Origin of the sequence: Candidatus Stoquefichus massiliensis AP9 (genome assembly GCF_000455285.1) — a bacterium.
Lineage (GTDB): Bacteria > Bacillota_I > Bacilli_A > Erysipelotrichales > Coprobacillaceae > Stoquefichus > Stoquefichus massiliensis.
In genome coordinates, this window is the sequence record NZ_HG005290.1 from 261,952 (window position 1) to 282,053 (window position 20,102).

Below are 20,102 nucleotides of genomic sequence, written 5' to 3' on the forward strand. Positions count from 1 at the left end.
TTCCATATCTATTCTTTATTTTCCATTGGAAATATATGTTGAAAATCATAACCTTCCTAACATATCATAAGAATTTACATTATAGACTTTTTTTATATATCAAAAAATGTTAGAATATGATGGAAATTAAGCGAAGGAGTCAACTCATGAAAAAAAGAAACTGTTTTATTGGACAATCTGGTGGTCCAACTGCTGCTATTAATGCATCTTTAGCTGGAATTATTGCTGAATGTATTGATAGTAATCAATTTGAACATGTTTATGGAATGATTAATGGAATCAAAGGCTTATTAGAACATAAATACATGGATTTGTTAGATGTTTTTAATACAGAGGAACAAATTCGTCATCTCAAACATTCACCAGCTATGTATTTAGGATCTTGTCGCTATAAATTACCTACATATCAAGAAGATCCACAAACTTATGAATCTTTATTTCACACTTTTGAAAAATTAAATATTACTGATTTTTATTATATTGGTGGAAATGATTCAATGGATACCGTTGCTAAGCTTTCTGTTTATGCTAGTACAATTCATTCAACTATACGTTTCATTGGTATCCCTAAAACAATTGATAATGATTTAATGGGAACTGATCATACACCTGGTTTTGGTTCAGCAGCAAAGTATGTCGCAACTTCAATGTTAGAAATAGCCTATGATAGTTCTATCTACAAACTTAATGCTGTTACAATTGTTGAAATCATGGGGCGTAATGCTGGCTGGTTAACAGCTGCAAGTGCACTTGCAAGAACAGCGTATAATGACGCTCCTGATCTTATCTATTTACCTGAAGTTCCTTTTAATCAAGAAAACTTTCTTAATGATATTCGTGAAGTCTTTAAAAAGAAACGTAGTGTCATTATTGCTGTAAGTGAAGGTATAAAAAATGAAAATGGTCAATTTTTAGATTCTGATTCTAAATATGCAAAACGTGATGCTTTTGGCCATATTCTTCATTCTGGAACAGGGAAAGTTTTAGAAACAATGGTTTATCAGGAATTTAAATGTAAAGTGAGAAGCATCGAATTAAATGTCTTACAGCGTTGTGCTATGCATATTGCATCGGCAGTTGATTTGGATGAGTCATTTGACATTGGACGTTGTGCTGTTCACACATCAATGAGTGGTCAAACAGGTGTAATGATGGTCTTTAAACGTACGAATAATTATCCTTATCAGATCGAATGCGAGTATCAGGATGTTACAGAAATTGCCAATCAAGAACAGCGGATTCCAGTACAATGGATTAATAGTGCACATAATGATATTACTCAGGAACTTTATGAGTATCTTTTTCCACTCATTCAGGGTGAAGTAACAATCCGTTATGAAAATGGCATTCCTCAATATGCCAATATCAATCATCTTAAACAAGATTAAAAGACTGCAGGGCAGTCTTTTATTTATAACCAAAAATATATTTGAAAATTAATTTTTTATACAATGGTAAATTTTGATACACATCTTTAACAAAAATCTGATAGACTTGTTTTATTTGATCTACTTCATCATCTTGAATATGATACTGAGAAAACTGTGCTTTATTTGCCATATTTAAAATAGTAGAATCAGTTATCCCTCCAAACCTCAAAATTTTCGTCATACGATGATAATAAAAGATAACTTTTTTATTATTATCATATCTTTTTAATCTTAAAGACAACCAATGTTTTGTTATAAAACGATAACAAGAAATACTAACAAAAATAATTCCTAGCATAATCATTGCATCTTGATACTTGAGAAACTTTTGATACCAAGGAACTGTTTTGACAGTTTTTCTTTCTCCTTCATTTGTTGTGGTAGTCGTTGTTGATGTTGTCTCCTCCTCTGGAGTATTAGGATTTGTCTGTTGAGATGACCGTGGTCCATCATTGTTCACAATACGATCTAACATTGTTCCAACTTCATTGAGATTAGACTGACCATCACTAGGTGTCATTTCATAAGGAATCCATCCCTTACCACTTTCATAGACTTCAATCCAAGCATGAGAACGATAATTACGAATTGTTGCAACACCATCTTCAAAATCGCTGTCTTTTAAGATATATCCACGCACATAACGCGTTGGAATCCCTAAACATCTTAACAATAAAGCTCCTGCTGTTGAAAAATGAGTACAACTGCCACGATGATTCTCAAAAAGAAAATATCGAACAAAATCTGTATTAGCAGGTAATGCACCAGCATCTAAATCATACTTTGCTTCTTTAAAAATAGCCTCTTTGACTTGCTCAATGTTCTTATGATAATCAGTTAACAATTCTCCTCTTGGAGCATAAGGTTCTTCTACAGAATGTTTTCCTAAAAATGCTTTTAAATCATCTTTTAATTCATCAGAAACATCTAAATATTCACGACGAACATAATCTTCATAAGAAGAATGCTGATATGATGCATCTCTCAAATAAACTTGAGTTGGTTCAGTTGTCAAGATATTCATAATGCCTGTAAATTTCTGATAATAAGAGTCATTAACAATTTCTCTTTGAAAAGATGGAAAATACGGCACGAATTGATACTCTGTATTTTTTGTTGTCTCTATTTCAACAGATTGTTCCATAAATGTTCCAAACGATTTCAAATAATTTGTATAATCAATAAGAGATGTTGAATTTTCGGGTGCATTTTCAACAGAATGCCATTTGTTATTTTCATAATAAGCTAATGAATATCCTCTTATATATGAACTAAAAGGTTTGCTAGCTTTCACCGTCATAGCAATTCCCTGATTGGTTTGAACGCTATTCGTTGGTAAAGATCCATCCACACTGGAACTTGTTCCAGTAACATTTTGATTATGAAATAAAGAATCCAAGGCTCCATTATTGATCCAATTATTAATTTGTGATAAAACTGAAACAGAACTCTGATTAAATATGGGGTTAGGTTCTAAAAAGATACTTGAGAAAAGTAAAACAATACTTAATACAACTAATAATAATCCTCTAAGCATCAATTGACCTTTTTGGTACTGTAATATCCATGAAAAAACAAACTGATAAAGAATAAATAAAAGAAAACAATAGCTTGTATAACGTTCTAAAGAATGTCTAATGAAAACAGGAAAGAAAAATAGAAATAACAATATACAAATTTTTATTAAGGAATGATGTCTTTGACAAATTAAAGAAATGATCAGATAAATAATTGGTATGCCTAATAAGAAAGCAATAATCATTGGTAGAATACTATTTAATTCTTGAACATTCTGAAAAATAATATGAAATTCAAGAAAATAATCATATTTAATCGTTGTGATTAACTGATCAATAACGCCTTGAATTGATGAAGAAAATAAAAGAATAGAAAGAAACATTAATAATAGAAAACACATCAAAAGAGAACGACGTATCCAAATCATGCCTTTATCAAAATGAAAATAGAAAAAAATACCTAATAATGATAATAACCCTACAGCAAAAATTGACTGAGGTGGAAAATAAAGAGAATGAATAAGACCTCCTACGACTCCAACTGTTCCTAATATAATCATTAAACAATCAAAGCATTGAAAAAAAGACGTTTGATATTTTTTTATCATCAATGTTTTCATGACTGATACACCTCTATTTTCTTTCCTTGAATCATATAAATATTCTGATGTTTTTCAACGAAATCAAAATGATCTACTGGTGTTTTCATTATCTTTTTCAATACATCCTTCAATTGATCTATATGTGCTATATATTCATTATGTACTGGCAAATCTAAATATTGAGGTATAAGAACTTCAAATGGCACATGTCGTTTCAATAAATCTTGACATAATGAGTAGAAAAGATCAAATTGCTGATCATTATAATCATCATTTTCTTGATAAAGTACAGCAATTGTAATACGTTTAATAATTGGCTGACTTCCCACTTTCACTAATAATTCATTCTTCTTTAAAGATGCTTTCCAATGAATATGTCTTAAAGAATCATCTTCATTATAATTTCTCAATTCATAAATTTCTGAATAATCATCACCACCATGATGCGGAGCATATTCTACTGCATCATAATGTTCCTGAAAAGTTTCTAATAAAGATAGTGAGACTTGCTTATAGTTTGGAAATACATAAAGCGAGAAAGATTCATGAGATATAGACTGATGAGAAAAGCAACGTAAAATATCATAACAATGAAGAACTTTAAGACGAATTGTATAATAGCCACAATGTGGTAAAGTGAGCATATCCATTGCCATTTCATCCAATAAAGTTACTTTCTTTACACTAACACATTGATGAAAAATATCTATAATTTCATATTCGACATTAATTTGACCACAGTGAATATATAAGTCATCCAATCTTCGAAAAGTTAAATAAATATGTTCATTGCGATTCACAATATGTTCATCACAATGTAAACTCACTTGTGTGTGATACATTGCATTTAAACTAACTAGCCATAAAAAGAGAATCATGAAACAAAATAGAAAAAATAATAAAAACGGAAAATATCCTAGTGTTAAACTCCATAAACCAAATAAAAGTAGACAAACACAAACATATTTCAAAAGACTTTTGATCATATCTTTATACCTGGTGCTGGGATTCTCTCAAGAATATCTTGTACTATAGCTTCTGCAGATGATTCTTTGAGTTTAGCATCGTAATTTAAGATTAATCGATGGGCAATAGTCATAACAGCAACCGCCTTAACATCTTCTGGAACAACGTAATCTCTTGATTTCATAAAAGCACAAACTTTTGATAATTTCATTAAAGATAAAGATCCTCTTGGTGATGCTCCTTGTAAAACAAGTTCATGATGGCGTGTGGCATCAATTAATGCAACAATGTAGTAATAGATTTCATCACTTATATAAACTTGATCTATTTGTTTTTGATATTCTATAACACGCTCAGGTGTCAAAATAGCATGAATGAGATTTAATGGATTAGTTGTTTGTCGAGACTTCATAATCTCCACTTCATCATTGATAGAAGGATAACCTAAACTTAAACGAGTCATAAAACGATCTAATTGAGAATCTGGCAATAATTGTGTCCCTGCTGACCCAAACGGATTCTGTGTTGCAATAACAAAAAATGGTTGCGGTAGTTCATAAGTTACCCCATCAACTGTCATCTTTCCTTCTTCCATGAGTTCTAGTAATGCTGCCTGTGTTTTACTTGATGTTCTATTGATTTCATCTGCTAACAAAAGATGACACATTGCAATTCCAGGTTTATACTCAAAAACGTTTTTTTGCGGATTATACATAGTAAAGCCAACAATATCACTAGGCATAACATCAGTTGTCAGCTGAACACGATGATAATCTAACTGTACACTTTTAGATAATGCTAAAGCAAGATTTGTTTTTCCCACACCAGGAATATCTTCTAATAAAATATGTCCTCTTGCAAGCATTGTCATTATAACTTTTTCAACCACTTCATCTTTTCCTATAACTGCTTTTTTTATTTCATTGATAACATTTTTAATTTCTTCCATAATTTCAACTCCTACACTTTTAAGTATAACCGATAATAGGAGCTTTGAAAATAGTTATGTGAAAATTAATACAAAAGAAACCAGAGCACTCTGGTTTCAAAATAAATTACTTTTTCAACTGAAAACGACTAATGAATTGTGTAAAGAAATAAAAACCTATCCCAAATAAAACAATTATTCCCATATTCATAAAGACTGGAAATAGATCAGTCATAGTATATTGTGATAACTGTGCAATCTGATTATTACCAGTTATGAACCAATACGTTGGTGTTAACTTTGCAATATTTAAAACAAACGGAGCAAGAAATTCTTGAGGAACAAAAACGCCAGCAATAAAGCTTGTTCCTAAACTCACAACAGTAGAAATCATACTTATTGCTTCTCTTTCATGAGTCAGTTTTGTTAAGAAAAAACTAAATATCAAAACAAATATAGTAAAAACAAATGAATTGAGAACAAGTAGTAAACCAGGTATTGAACACATTGCTTTTTGATATAATAGAAAACTTATCATAACATAGAACAACCAGATACCAAGTGTAACAACAACATTTCCTAATAATAATTGACGGTTAAAACTTTGATATGAAACACATGATATGAGATGGCGACGATGTATTTTATCCTCACAAAAAGATATCATGACCATTGATATGACAACAATAATAATCGCAAGAAGGCTATAATTTGAAAAATTATAAAAATATCTTGCTTGACTTATTTGTCCATCATGATTTTCATTAAGCATTGTTACTTGAGTATGAATATTCAAATCATCTTGAATATAATGAGTTAAATCATGACTGCTTATACCAGCAGATAAATAGAGTTGTGCTGTATTCAAGAATCTATTCATGAGTGTCTTTGAATAAGTTGCTGAAGTAGAATCAGGAACTTCCATTGTTTGAATTTTAATATCCTTCCCATTTAAAAAATCATCTGTAAAATTCTTAGGAATAATCATAATATAATCAACTTTTCTAAAGAAGAGTGCATCCCGTAATTGATCATCAGAATCTTCTAATTCAACATATTGAGCATGGGTTTGAACATACTTTTGAAAAGTCTGAATAAGTTCTGTATCCTGGTCATGATTAATAAGAGCAATAGAACTTTGACTTGTCACAAAACTCTGACTTTGTTGTGATCCACTTACTGTTGTCATGATAGCAATCGCTATAAATATAAGTGTATAAAGAATAATTGTAGAAAGAAAAGAACGTGTAACCTTTAGATAATTTTTAAAGACTATCATATTTTTTCCTCCTTGATATGAGTATTGAAGTTATTCCTAAAATAAAGACCATAACGATTAGTAAAGCAATATTAAAAAAGAATCTTTCATAAGTTGGATAGTAATATAAAGCATACAATGCATCTGTGATGAGACTAACAGGATTCATATAACTTAAAATCGGAACATATTCCTGAATCAAATATTTTAAATCAACTATCATCATTCCAGATAAGAATGAACAAAACAATGAAACTGAAGTTAATATAGAAATCTTCGTATTTTCTTTACATTTCAACAAAGTTCCAATCAGCTGACCTATTATAATTCCAAGTAAACTACCAATTGCCATTAGAATAAATATATAAAGTGAATGATCTCCAAATGCTATATTTAAACCGTAATAAAGATATGCAAACAAAATAATCATTGCACAATATTGACATAGAAAAGCAGCAATAACACCTGTCAACATTATACGAATTTTAGATATCGGTGAAACTTGAACGCGTGTTCCCTGTCTTGATAAATTAGCTTCTTGATTTGTTGATACACGAAGTCCCCAAAATCCACCATACATACACGTCATCCCTATAAGAGTATAAAAGTAAACGACTGTAACATCTAAAGATGAAATTCTTTGACTTTGAAAGAAGTCCTGTTGAATATTATGCTGGATAAGTTGACCCATAACTTGAGGATTGAATGAAGCAATATTTTTCATTGATTGTTTGGTCTGTAAATATGTATCCATAACACTTTGAACAATCGTTTGTGATATGCCATTATCATTAACTACTAATTCAAGTTCTTCATCAACAAGCATATAACCTGTAATTACTTTATCTTTAAGCATTTCTTGAGCTTTAGAAACAGATACATATTGTATATTGAGTAATTGATCTTTGTTTTCCTTTGATAATTCATCTAATAGTGATTGAAAAGATTGATCTTCTTTTTGGATAACAACAGCAACATCAATAGGATCAAAACTATCAGCACTATTTAATTTTGAAAAAGCCAGATTAAAGAATGTTGCTAAAATCAAAGGAAAAGCAAATGTCCAAAATAACATAGGTTTATTTCTTAATAATAATTTTAATTGATATATAAATATTTGCATTTTAATCCCTTAATTCCTTCCCAGTTAGTTCTAAAAAGACATCATTTAAAGTAGGTCTTTCACTAAATAAACTTGTATATTGAATTTGATGACTTCTTAACATATCAATTAATTGTCCCAAATGATTATCTTGTCCTTGATATGCAATATGAATAATATCCATTTCTTGATGAACACTCATAATTGCCTCTTCTTTCCTTAATTTTTCAACAAATTCCTTCTCATCTTGTTCCACAACAAGTGTCACTTTTTCTCCTAAAGAAATCATATTTTTCAATTCATCTTTTGTTCCTTTTGCAATTACTTTCCCTTTATCCATAATAACAATATCATCACACAGTTGTTCTACCTCCTCCATATAATGAGTTGTATAAACAATAGTTGCTCCATCTTCATTTAATTTTTTAATTCCCTCTAAAATATGATTTCGACTCTGTGGATCAACAGCAACTGTTGGTTCATCTAAAAAGATAAGTTTAGGTTTATGAGCAATCCCGCAAGCTATATTTAATCTTCTCAGTAGCCCTCCACTTAATGCCTTTGGCTTAAACTTCGTGAATTCTTCTAATCCAGTTAGTGTAAGTGCATCCTGAATATATTGTTTTCTTGTTTGTTTATCTTTGATATAAAGTCCACAGAAATAATCAATATTTTCATAAACGTTTAATTCTTCAAAAACAGCGACATCCTGAAAAACAACTCCAATTTGTGATTTGATATCATATGCACTAGGTGTCATTTCCTTTCCAAAAAGTTGAATACTTCCCTGATCAAAAGAAAGAAGCGATAGGATTGTATTAATACAAGTTGATTTCCCACTTCCATTAGGTCCTAACAGTCCTAATATTTCTCCTTCTCTCACAGTTAATTCAAAGTGATTTAATGCAACTAAATCCCCATAATGTTTTGTTAAATCATGTATTTCTATTATATTCTTCATCATATATCCTCCATTTATTAATATCTCTATTATCCTTTATTCACTTCATTTATACTACCAACCAATTGTAGCAAATTGACTACTTTTGGTTTCTCTTATAATTATTTCGAATTTTTTGATTAATGATATAAGCATCTTTTTCGTTTTCATGGTAAAGCAAGAAACAAACTCCACCATATACAAAGGTCAACGCAATTGTCTCAATCAAACAACTCTCTAAAGAAAATACACCACGAAATATCCATTCCATTGTAAAAACAATCATCAACATCATAATATATCCCATCATATAAAAATGTTCTTTTAGAAATGGATGACATGCACCTAAATAAATTCCAATAGAAACCATTAAACATGTTAACGCTATTTGAAGAATATCAACTGTATTCAATCTATTCATTGATATGAAAATATCAAAAATACAATTAATCAAAACAACTAAGGTAAATGAAAAACATGTTGTTGCTAAAACTATCTTTAAATTTTTCATAGAATCCCCCTCTCAATACCAAAGACTTTCTTAAATGACCTCATATAACTTCTATTAATTATCAATTTTTCATCATTAATAAGTGTTGCTTCATATTTTCCATTAAGCATAGCCTTTACACTTTTTAACGTATCTAGATTCATTAAACAGGATTTTGATATTCTTATAAACCCATCATCACTTAATTGATTTTCTAACATATATAATTTTTCTTGACTTTCATAAACATTATCTATTGCATATATAAAGGTTTTTTCATCTATTGATTCAATATAAAAGATATCAGATAAAAATATTGAACAATGTTCTTTATCTTTTTTACAGTTCAATTTCTTTTGAACATAACCTAATTGATTAATTATTTTTTGAACTCTTTCGTCATATGACTGACAACGAATAATAACTTCAATATCATCATTGATTGCATCTTCCTCAACCTTAATTTTCATCATTCCACCCCTTTTGTCACATTATAACAACTCTCATTTAAATTATCTATGCTCTATAGGTCAAATGCATGAATAACCCTCTCAAATGCAAAAAAAGAAATTTATAATTTCTCATAAATTTCTTTTTTATAGCCTAGAATAATTTGATTATCTAATACTAACAAAGGTCTTTTGATTAACATTCCATAAGTTGAAAGTAATTCTACTGCTTCATCTATTGATAATTCATTGATTTTTTCTTTCAGTTTCAATGTCTTATAAACTTGCCCAGCCGTATTAAAGAAAGGTTTAATCCCTTCGTTTTTTCTTTCAATCCACTGTTTCAATTCTTCTTTTGTTGGTGTTTCAAGAACAATGTCACGTGACTGAAATGATAATTCTTTTTCTTTAAGATGTTTTAATGCTTTCATGCATGTACTGCATTTTGGATAATATATAAATTGTATCATTTTATCTCCTTTATTTCACAACGATTGCAAATTTTTTATAGTCATAACTCTTTTTGAATTTAGCGAATGAAACCCACGATGACTCTCTGTTTCCACCTGCATCTGTATAACGTATTTGTTGTGTTTCTATATCAAATCCACTAATTGTTAAACAATGCAAATTAGAATACATTCGCCCAAAGGTCCAGTTCTTCCACTTTGGCAGTTTAAAATTATAAGTCGTATAAACCATAACTGGATTTCCTTTTCTAATTTCTTCAATGATATCATCAACACTATGTCCAGAAAAGTCTTCAACTCGACCATATTTTTTAGCCCATGGAACCATCGATGAAGGAAAAATAGCCTCTAATACATCAGGATCATCGGGCCCATTTGGATTACCAGCAAATCCTTTATATGGATTAGAATTTGAACGAGGCATATCATCTATAAAGGCACGCAACCCTATGTTTTGGCAATACCCTTTATATTTCATCGCCTGATACAATGCTACTGGATCACAACCTCTTGACGCTCCAACAGAATGATGAGAATAAATTTTGACATCTAAAACAACTTTTTTCTCAGTCATTTTTATTTTTACATTGGAAATATTTCCTGTTTTATCTTTTTCAATAACTGTTTCAACCTTATAGCGACTCAAATCAGGTTTACTCAATGTTTCAATTGTATAATCTTCTTTTGTTTCATTCCCATTTTGATCTATTGCTATAACTTGAATATTTTGCAAGCCACTTTTCTGATGATTATATTGTGAAAAATCAAAAGTAACTTTTGAAGGCGCTAAGTCTTGAACTTTAAAATAGGAAAGCAAAGTTTTCTCATCTAAAGTCTCCTCAGCAAGAACTTGAATATGCTGAGGTTTGATAATCTTCGGCTTAATAGTATCCTCAACTTTTATTTTCATCTTTTTTTGTTCACGAAAATATGTTAATGAAACATTATATTCCCCCACTGCTGGATAATCTTTCGCTTCTTCATTTTCAAAATCTGTGTTGATAATGGTATGTGCCAATATATCTTCTTTTCTTTCTTTATTGATATCTTTTAATTCTAATAAATCTTCTAATTTTAAAGAGGTTGTTTCTCCATATTCTAAAATTAATGTCTCATTTTTTAAAAGTAGATATTCTTGAAAATAAATATAGACTCCAATACCAAAAGCAATTAAGCAACATATAGAAATAATAATATATGATTTCTTTTTCATAATAACCTTTCTTTATTTGTATGCTATTGAATCATTGTTAATCCAACTCTTTTTCTGTCCATATCTAAATCATGAACAAAGACAGTAACAATATCTCCAACATTACATACATCTAAAGGATGTTTGACTTTTTGATGAGACATCTTTGAAATATGAACAAGCCCATCATTTTTAAGACCAATATCAACAAAAGCACCAAAATCCACAACATTTCTGACAACACCCTGTAATTCCATACCTATTTGTAAATCTTCTATTTTTAAGACATCCTGTCTTAAAATCGGTGCACTATATTCATCTCTCGGTGAACGATGTGGTGAAACAAAGGCATCCAGCAAATCGTCCACTAAATAACCATCTATATTTAAATCCTGTTGAATTTGTTGACGATTGATATTAGTGATGACTTCATGAGCATGAGATGTGCCAATATCTTCTTTAGTTAAATGGAGATATTCTAAAAGTCGTCTTGCATCTTGATAATTGTCTGGATGAATACTTGTTTCATCAAATTTTTCTTGTCCAGATAATATTCTTAAGAAACCAACTGATAATTCATAGGTTTTATTTCCTAATTTACTTACATTCTTGATTTGTTCCCGATCAGTAAATTTTCCATTTTCTTCTCTATATTTGACTATGTTTTTCGCTAAAGTCATAGAAAGACCTGAAACATATTGTAATAATGAAGGTGATGCAGTATTGATATTGACGCCAACTTGATTAACAACCTTCTCAACGACGAAATCTAATTGATCTGTAAGTTTTTTCTGATTCATATCATGTTGATATTGTCCGACTGAAATTGCCTTTGGTTCTATCTTGACAAGTTCTGCTAAAGGATCTTGTAAACGTCTTGCAATAGATACGGCTGAACGTTCTTCAACTTGATATGTTGGAAATTCATCTTTTGCTATGGAACTAGCTGAATAGACACTTGCACCTGCTTCTGAAACAATCACATACTGTACATCTAAATGATTTTTCTTAATAAATTGTGCTATAAAACTTTCAGTCTCCCGACTTGCTGTTCCATTTCCAATCGCAATAATTTCAATGTGATATTTTTGAATCATTGATAATAACACTTTTTCATCTTTAGAGTAATCTGCTTTTGGCAATGTAATATAGACTTTATCAATATCTAGAACTTTACCGGTTGGATCTATAGCTGCTAATTTACAACCTGTTCTAAAGGCAGGATCAATTCCTAAAACATAACGATCTTTTAATGGAGCTTGTAATAATAATTTTTCTAAATTAATTGAAAAAACTTTTAATGCCTGTTCTTGAGCTTTATCAGTCAATTCACTTCTGATTTCTCTTTCTACTGATGGAAAAATGAGACGTTTGAATGCATCTTTAACACAATCTAATATAAAATCTTTTAAATTTGATTCGCGACGGCGCATCATACCATTATGTATGTAAGTTTCAAATTTATCCTCATTAATATGAATAGAAACACTTAAAACTTTTTCTTTTTCAGCACGATTTATAGCCAGTATTCTATGTGATGCTATATATTGAATCTTTTCATGATAATCATAATACATCTCATAAACATGATTTTCATCTGGATTTTTCTTTTTAACTGTAGATGTTAAAACACCTGTTTTATAGATCATATCTTTAGTAAATTTACGATACCTAGGTTCATCACTAATTTGTTCAGCAATAATATCTTTGGCTCCTTGGATTGCTTCTTCAACTGTTTTAACTTCTTCAGTTATATATTGCAGAGCTTCTTTTTCTAATGAAAATTCTCTTGATAATTTTAGAATACTTAATGCAAAAGGTTCTAACCCTCTTGCCTTAGCTATAGAAGCTTTCGTTTTCTTCTTTTCTTTAAATGGGCGATAATAATCTTCCACTTCGCTTAATTTGTGAGCGGCTAAAATATTTTTTTTAAGTTCTTCCGTGAGAAGCCCTTTCTCATCAATGAGTCGAATAACATCATCTTTTCTCTCTTGTAAATTAACTTGGTATTCATAGACTTTAGAAATTTCTCTAATTTGATCTTCATTAAGACCACCAGTCTTTTCTTTACGATAACGTGCAATAAATGGAACAGTTGCACCATCTTCTAACATTGATAATACATTTTCAATTTGTTTCTGACTAATAGATAGATCTACTGTCATGGTTTTTATAATTTCTATTTTCATCTTATCCTCCATAAAACAAAAAAACATTGTTAAACAATGTTGCATAAACTGGTGCAGCTGATGAGACTCGAACTCACATGGATATAATCCACTACCGCCTGAAGATAGCGTGTCTACCAGTTCCACCACAGCTGCAAATATATAATGGTGCGGACGATGAGATTTGAACTCACACAGATTTACATCTACTACCCCCTCAAGATAGCGTGTCTACCATTCCACCACGTCCGCAGATTGCTTATATATTATAACATAAATTGATATTATTAAGCAATAAGAAATAGGGACTTCACCCTATTTCTTGATTAAATCATAGATAGCTTTTGCAAAAATCGCAGTTGCTTTTAATAAATCATCAATAGCAATTTCTTCATTGTTTTGATGAATTTTATTGTCAGTACCAGGGAACTGAACTCCAAATGCAACACAATTAGGCATTGCTTTAGCATATGTTCCCCCACCGATTGCTTGTGGTTGATTTTCATGATCACCTGTAAACTCAACATATGCATTGTGTAATGACTGTACAAAATGACTTTGTGGATCAATATATAATGCTTTCCCTAATTTATGTGTTTCTATCAATCCATATTCTTTCAAGTGCTTTACAACTGCAGATGTTAACTGTTCATCTGTCACTTCATGAGGAACACGCATATCAACTGTCATTTTAACATGCCCATCCTTATAATTTAAAACACCTAAATTAACTGTTAAATCACCCATCAACCCTTTATAAGCAACATCTAATTTTTCACCATTATGATCTTTATAAAAACATTGATCAACAAATTGAACTAATTTATTTTGTGAAATTGTTGCTAGATAATGACACATATAAGTTGCAGCATTAATGCCAAGTTCTGGCGTTGAAGCATGCGCAGAGCGACCAATTAAAATTAATTTTGTATGATTTCCTTCTTCTTCCAATGACCCTTTTAATCCATGACTACTTAAATACTGCATAAATGAATCTTTATATTGTTTGTAATGACCAACAACGTAAACCTCACAAACTTCAGGAACAATGTTTGATCTTGTTCCAGCATAGATACCAATAATATTATCTTTCTCAATTTCACCAGTTATTTCAAAATTCACCCCAGCCTTTTCTCCATAAACCACAGGAAACTCAGCATCAGGTGTAAATCCCATAGCAGGATAAGGTTTTTTTGTAAAATAATATTTTACACAATGAGAACCACTTTCTTCATTGCATCCAAAAATAATACGCATTTTCATTTTGACTGGTAATTCTAATTCGTGAATAATTTTTGCTGCATAGTATCCAGCAATTAATGGTCCTTTATCATCAGCAACACCTCTTCCATAGAGTTTTCCATCTTTAATTGTTAATTCATATGGATCAGTATTCCAGCCTTCTTTATTACAAGGAACAACATCTAAATGGCCTAATATTCCAAATATCTCTTCTTGTTCACCAATATCAATATGACCAGCATATCCGTCAACATCTTCACATTCAAAACCATCTCTTCTACCAATTTCAAGCATTTCATCTAAAGCTTCACGACACTTTTTACCAAATGGTTGTCTATCATTAGCAGTCGCTTCATCCAGTACAGATGGAATTCGACAAAGTCTCTCGATATCAGCAATCATATCTTCTTTTCTTTTATTAACTTCTTCTAAAAAATCGATCATAAAATCACCTCGTGAACTATTATATCAAACATTTTGATAAAACGATACTTTTTTATGAAAAAGTGGTATGATATTGATAAATGGAGGATGGAAATCTATGGAAAATATCACATTTCATATTACTGTGAAAGCAATTGTCATTTATCGTCATAAAATTCTTATATTAAAAAGAATACGACCATCAAGTGATGGATTAGGTTATTGGGAATTACCAGGCGGTGGTCTTGAATACGGAGAGACTCCTCATGAAGCCTTAATAAGAGAACTTAAAGAAGAAACAAATTTGGATATTAAAATCATTAAACCTGTTTATACTTTTACTGCAATTAGACCTACATACCAAACAGTAGGTATCGGCTTTTTAACTATCCCAACAAATAATCATGTTATTATTTCTGAAGAGCATACCGATTATCAATTTGTAACAATTCAAGATCTAAAAAAATATCTAGATGATAAAATCTATAGTGATATTATTTTAACGTTACAAGAATATGAAAAAATGAATATGGAGAATAACATATGAAAAAATTATCAGAATATCCAAATATTGGATCAGCAGTTGAAGAACAACTCCATCAAGTAGGAATAGACACAATGGATCAATTACAAGAAATAGGAAGTCAAGAAGCATGGTTAAAAATACAAAACATCGATGCATCTGCTTGTATACATAGATTATATTCGTTAGAAGCAGCTATTCAAGGAATAAAGAAAAAAGATTTAAGTCAACAAGATAAACAATATTTAAAAGATTTTTATAATCAACATAAAATAAAAAATCAGGATTAATCAAAATCCTGATTTTTTGATGCATAATAATCTCTAATAGCAGAAATAGATTTCTTTTTAAAACTCATATACAAATATGCAACAGTAGCAGTAGATACAGCAAATACAGCAGTTGTACCAATGAAAATATATGTCATCATATTCATATCATTTTTTTCTACACTAGGAATATATTTTTGCAATGTTCCTTCAGTACTTTCATACGAATAAAGATTTTTTTCTCCTGCATCATTCATTAAATAGACAACCGAATAATTCGCATGTTCTTTATCTTCAAAAGTCCATCCATTTAATTCAATATCTCCAATTTTAACTTTATCCTTTTTTAAGCTATCAGTAATTTTTGAATCTAGACTATCCAGCAAAACATATGTTTTTCCATTAATTTCGATAGTTTCATATTTACGTATAACTTTTTCATCATTAACTATATAAAACGCCTTTTCTCCAGCTTCATTCACCAAATAAACAATTGTAAGATTCAGTTTTTCATTTATATACCCTTCAACATCTTGTTTTTCTAATCTTGTTGTTGTCTCTTTGAATCCAGTAGGTGCTTTTATACCTTCCATATTTCGTACAACACCTAAATTAACATCACCTAATTTTGTGTAAACCAGTGGAGTCTCATCTACATGAAATACCAAAGTATATGTTTTAGTTGTCCCATTTTCTGCCTTACATATCACTTTAAATGTATTCTCTCCCGCTTTCAAAGACTTTTTTCCAGTTCCTTGTACACTTGCCTTTGTATCTTTAGCTTTAGCAGAAATTGTAACTTCTTTCACAGTACCTGCCAAACTTATGTTATATGTTGTTTTGTTAGCATCAAACTTTGGTGAAAGTTCACCTTCAGATACTGTTAATAAAGATAATGTGTTTATTTTTGATCTTGTATCATCTGGTGTTTGGGTCGTTCCACTATTTCCAGACGAACCACTGTTTCCAGAAGAACCATCTGAACTTCCACCAGAAGAAGGAATTTTAATCGAAACTTTATGTGATACGCTATTTTTAATCAAATCCCCATCAATTGTTGCTGTATCAGAATCAGTGTCTGGAGAAACAACAACGTTTACACTTCCACTCGCTCCTGCTTTGACTGTTATAATTTGTGATGAAATTCCATTTGCAAAAAAACTGTTTATATCTGCTGTTCCGTTTGAAACAGTTACAAAAAATTTACCACGTATATTAGATAACCCTGTAACAGTAACTTTAAAACTTTGATTTGGACTTACAGAAGTAGATCCAGTCATGCCAAGCGCCACACTTGACTTAAAATTTAAAGAACACACAGTCAAAGCAACTAGTAAGACTGCAATAAATTTTGAATATATCTTTTTTTTCACTTGTTTACTCCTTTAAAACAATGGTTTTCTTCCCATTATATGATTTTCTATTGCAATATAATCTAATGTTGAGACTTTTCCATCCCCATTGACATCAGCTCTTGTAATTTTATCCCCAGTTAATCGACTTCTATTCATAATATGATTTTCAATTGCGATATAATCTAAGGTAGAAACCTTTCCATCTCCGTTGACATCACCCTTTAAATAAGTTGTATCAGCAGTAGAAGAGTTACTTCCTTTTTGTAATATGATAGTATTCTTTGATTCTATGTACCCATAGCTATTTGAAAATGAATACTCCTCTTGTTTTAGTATAGCAGTTCGTGTTGAATTAAGAGTAGCATCAGTCTGAATCTTATAATACCCATTATTGCTATAATTATCTAAATTGATAAATGCATAGTTAGAAATAACATATTTCCCACCGTTTCTATTAATTGTTCTATACAACTCAGTCCCAGAATTACTTGATGAATTGCGAATTGCTGAATTGGTAAAATGATAATTCAAAGGATCTTTAATTCCTAGAGTATACTTATATGAATCTTTACCTCCAAGCCATGAATCCATGCCCCAAATATGAGCCGCTGCCTTTTCTGCCCAATATGGATCTGATGCATATTTCACACCAACACCACTTGCCTTATCGCCTAAAAAACTTCCACCATATCTCCAATCATTAGGATTGCAATATCCTTTAGAAAGGAACGTACTTGCATGATAGTAAATGCTAAATGCTGGTGTTGAATATGCATTACTACTTCCGCTTGGATCACTGTCATATGCGCTATGTCCAAACAAATTATTCTTATTTTGAGCTATTTGGCTCGTTCCCCATGCACTTTCATTTGCAGCAACACCAATCATTAATAAAGCATTGACTCCATATTTATCTTGATTAGAAATAAAGGCACTTCCCATTCCTCTCATCTTCGAAGAGGACTTTGTTTTGTAATTTAAATACTTGTTTATATCATCAGCCGTATAAATAGTTTTACTACGATGTGGAAGATATTGATAATAATTATAATATGGATTGTTAGGATTAATTGAGTTTGCTCTTGTATTATTTCGATAATCCTTTAGCATTTTCACATATCCATTATCTGAACCATCATCTAAATAAAAATAATGTCCATCATAACTAAAATATGATGCTCCCTCTTTGAGATAGGAAGGCTTAGGACCACAATCCAACCTAGATGAATAATCGCTATTTTTTAAATTTGTAACAATTCCATGATATAAACGTCCATCAGAAACATAATACTCACTAAATTTTTGAACTCTATTATCATCATACGATAATACTTCAACATCATTCTTTGAAACTGCTCCAATGACTCCTGCCATCATAAAATATACTTTCGAACCATCATCATTATGCCCTATATATGCCGCATCAGCCCCATATGTTCCATTGATATAACCATCTCTACCACTGTTTAATTCAGTATATTTTGTATTCACACTTGCATCTTTTGTACGAAAATTAACAACACCATTTTCAATTGACACACTTCGTGCAGAACGATAGTATTTTAATTTATTTGATTCAATAATACCAGATTGATTCAATTCATCATCTGAAACTTCAATAACATTGCCATTTTCATCAATATTTGTAAAAATTGCATTCTCTCCTAGAGTTTCAGTAGCAACACTACCATCATCTGTTTCTTCAGCAAATATCTTTACTTGATAATAAATCACATTTAATAATAATATTAACACCATAAGTAATGGAATAATTTTCCTAAATTTAAAATATTTATTCATGTTTTACCTCCTTACACACCCATAAGTTATGTCATTAGTAATTATACATTATTTTTATTATTCATTCAATCAAATACCCTTATTTTCTGACTGATAACGATAAATTTCTATCACATATTTATCACATAATAAAAGATAGGTCACCCTATCTTTCCTTCAGTTCTTCCAAATCATATGGTGTTTCTTGATAGACATAATAATTTAACCAGTTAGCAAAAATTAAATAGGCATGAGAACGCCACTTTACTTGTATTTCCTGATGAATATCATCATTTAAATAATAATTTTTAGGCATTTCACTAATGATATCTGGATTTGCAAGATCACGTCTATATTCTTTATCAAGCGTATCTGGATCATATTCAGGATGTCCAGTAATAAAGAATCGTGAACCGGATTGAGATGCAACTATATAGACTCCTGCTTCATCTGATTCAGCTAAAATATCTAATTCATTAATTTTTTGTATATCCTCTTTAGATACTGTCGTATAACGAGAATGTGGAGCATAAAACTGATAGTCAAATCCTCTTAATATTTTTCTTTTCATTTTATCTACATTTGTATGATGCAGATAAACACCTGTAAGCTTATGTGATAATAATTGTTTAGATACACCATAAAAATAATGTAATGCTGCTTGAGCAGCCCAGCATATAAAAAGACTGCTAAAAACATGAGTTTTCGACCACTCTAATAATTCAGTTAATTCATCCCAGTAATCAACTTCTTCAAAAGGAAGTTTTTCTACTGGAGCCCCAGTAATAATCAAACCATCATAACGGTTTTCTTTAATTTCATCAAATGTTTTATAAAATGCTAATAGATGTTCTTTAGAAACATTTTTAGAATCATGACTTGCCATATGAATCCAATCTACTTCCATTTGTAATGGTGAGTTAGACAATAATCTTAATAATTGTGTTTCTGTTACAATTTTTGTTGGCATAATATTAAGAATTAATAATTTTAATGGTC

General features: G+C 30.5%; 18 protein-coding genes and 2 tRNA genes. 3 read left to right on the top strand and 17 right to left on the bottom strand.

Annotated features, from left to right (window positions below; genetic code table 11):
- Positions 1-146: 146 nt before the first annotated feature.
- Positions 147-1,388, top strand: a complete 1,242-nt coding sequence (locus BN350_RS12505) for a 6-phosphofructokinase (protein ID WP_028043913.1) — start codon at positions 147-149, stop codon at positions 1,386-1,388.
- A gap of 19 nt (positions 1,389-1,407) precedes the next feature.
- On the opposite strand, the gene BN350_RS12510 is transcribed toward BN350_RS12505, so the two are convergent.
- The 14 genes from BN350_RS12510 to pepV form a co-directional block, all read right to left on the bottom strand.
- Positions 1,408-3,567, bottom strand: coding sequence for a transglutaminase-like domain-containing protein (locus tag BN350_RS12510; protein WP_028043914.1), 2,160 nt, complete (start codon positions 3,565-3,567; stop codon positions 1,408-1,410).
- Positions 3,564-4,535: a DUF58 domain-containing protein gene (locus tag BN350_RS12515; RefSeq protein WP_028043915.1), complete on the bottom strand. Its 972-nt coding sequence runs from the start codon at positions 4,533-4,535 to the stop codon at positions 3,564-3,566. The genes BN350_RS12510 and BN350_RS12515 overlap by 4 nt, the downstream gene beginning before the upstream one ends.
- Positions 4,532-5,464, bottom strand: a complete 933-nt coding sequence (locus tag BN350_RS12520; protein ID WP_028043916.1) for an AAA family ATPase — start codon at positions 5,462-5,464, stop codon at positions 4,532-4,534. The genes BN350_RS12515 and BN350_RS12520 overlap by 4 nt, the downstream gene beginning before the upstream one ends.
- A gap of 106 nt (positions 5,465-5,570) precedes the next feature.
- Positions 5,571-6,722 (bottom strand): ABC transporter permease, encoded by a 1,152-nt coding sequence (locus BN350_RS12525; RefSeq protein WP_028043917.1) that lies wholly within the window; start codon positions 6,720-6,722, stop codon positions 5,571-5,573.
- Positions 6,709-7,824, bottom strand: a complete 1,116-nt coding sequence (locus tag BN350_RS12530; protein ID WP_028043918.1) for an ABC transporter permease — start codon at positions 7,822-7,824, stop codon at positions 6,709-6,711. Before BN350_RS12530 ends, BN350_RS12525 begins: the two co-directional genes overlap by 14 nt.
- 1 nt (position 7,825) lies before the next feature.
- A complete protein-coding gene (locus tag BN350_RS12535) occupies positions 7,826-8,764 on the bottom strand; it encodes an ABC transporter ATP-binding protein (protein WP_028043919.1) in 939 nt (312 codons plus the stop codon).
- Positions 8,765-8,843: 79 nt separating this feature from the next.
- Entirely contained in the window at positions 8,844-9,254 is a 411-nt protein-coding gene (locus BN350_RS12540) for a hypothetical protein (RefSeq protein WP_028043920.1), read from the bottom strand.
- Positions 9,251-9,703, bottom strand: a complete 453-nt coding sequence (locus BN350_RS12545) for a LytTR family DNA-binding domain-containing protein (RefSeq protein WP_028043921.1) — start codon at positions 9,701-9,703, stop codon at positions 9,251-9,253. Before BN350_RS12545 ends, BN350_RS12540 begins: the two co-directional genes overlap by 4 nt.
- 101 nt (positions 9,704-9,804) lie before the next feature.
- A complete protein-coding gene (locus tag BN350_RS12550) occupies positions 9,805-10,152 on the bottom strand; it encodes a Spx/MgsR family RNA polymerase-binding regulatory protein (protein ID WP_044600305.1) in 348 nt (115 codons plus the stop codon).
- 10 nt (positions 10,153-10,162) lie between these two features.
- The gene (locus BN350_RS12555) at positions 10,163-11,365 is read right to left on the bottom strand and encodes a C39 family peptidase (RefSeq protein WP_028043923.1); all 1,203 of its coding nucleotides are present in this window, start codon (positions 11,363-11,365) and stop codon (positions 10,163-10,165) included.
- 23 nt (positions 11,366-11,388) lie between these two features.
- Positions 11,389-13,533, bottom strand: a complete 2,145-nt coding sequence (locus BN350_RS12560) for a Tex family protein (RefSeq protein WP_028043924.1) — start codon at positions 13,531-13,533, stop codon at positions 11,389-11,391.
- Between the two features lie 49 nt (positions 13,534-13,582).
- Positions 13,583-13,668: transfer RNA gene (locus BN350_RS12565), tRNA-Leu, on the bottom strand.
- 10 nt (positions 13,669-13,678) lie between these two features.
- Positions 13,679-13,764, bottom strand: a tRNA-Leu gene (locus BN350_RS12570).
- A gap of 63 nt (positions 13,765-13,827) precedes the next feature.
- The gene (pepV, locus tag BN350_RS12575; protein WP_028043925.1) at positions 13,828-15,198 is read right to left on the bottom strand and encodes a dipeptidase PepV; all 1,371 of its coding nucleotides are present in this window, start codon (positions 15,196-15,198) and stop codon (positions 13,828-13,830) included.
- A gap of 97 nt (positions 15,199-15,295) precedes the next feature.
- Between pepV and BN350_RS12580 the strand changes: the two genes are divergently transcribed.
- Together BN350_RS12580 and BN350_RS12585 are read left to right on the top strand one after the other, a co-directional pair.
- A complete protein-coding gene (locus BN350_RS12580) occupies positions 15,296-15,724 on the top strand; it encodes an NUDIX hydrolase (protein WP_028043926.1) in 429 nt (142 codons plus the stop codon).
- Positions 15,721-15,990, top strand: a complete 270-nt coding sequence (locus BN350_RS12585) for a TfoX/Sxy family protein (protein ID WP_028043927.1) — start codon at positions 15,721-15,723, stop codon at positions 15,988-15,990. The genes BN350_RS12580 and BN350_RS12585 overlap by 4 nt, the downstream gene beginning before the upstream one ends.
- Here BN350_RS12585 and BN350_RS12590 read toward each other — a convergent pair.
- The 3 genes from BN350_RS12590 to BN350_RS19180 form a co-directional block, all read right to left on the bottom strand.
- On the bottom strand, positions 15,987-17,342 hold the full coding sequence (locus tag BN350_RS12590; protein WP_028043928.1) for a cadherin-like beta sandwich domain-containing protein: 1,356 nt from the start codon (positions 17,340-17,342) through the stop codon (positions 15,987-15,989). The two genes, BN350_RS12585 and BN350_RS12590, sit on opposite strands and share 4 nt — an antisense overlap.
- A 12-nt stretch (positions 17,343-17,354) precedes the next feature.
- A complete protein-coding gene (locus BN350_RS19175) occupies positions 17,355-19,124 on the bottom strand; it encodes a glucosaminidase domain-containing protein (RefSeq protein WP_049945570.1) in 1,770 nt (589 codons plus the stop codon).
- Between the two features lie 145 nt (positions 19,125-19,269).
- A partial coding sequence (locus BN350_RS19180; RefSeq protein WP_044600306.1) for a homoserine O-succinyltransferase occupies positions 19,270-20,102 on the bottom strand: 833 nt, incomplete at its 5' end.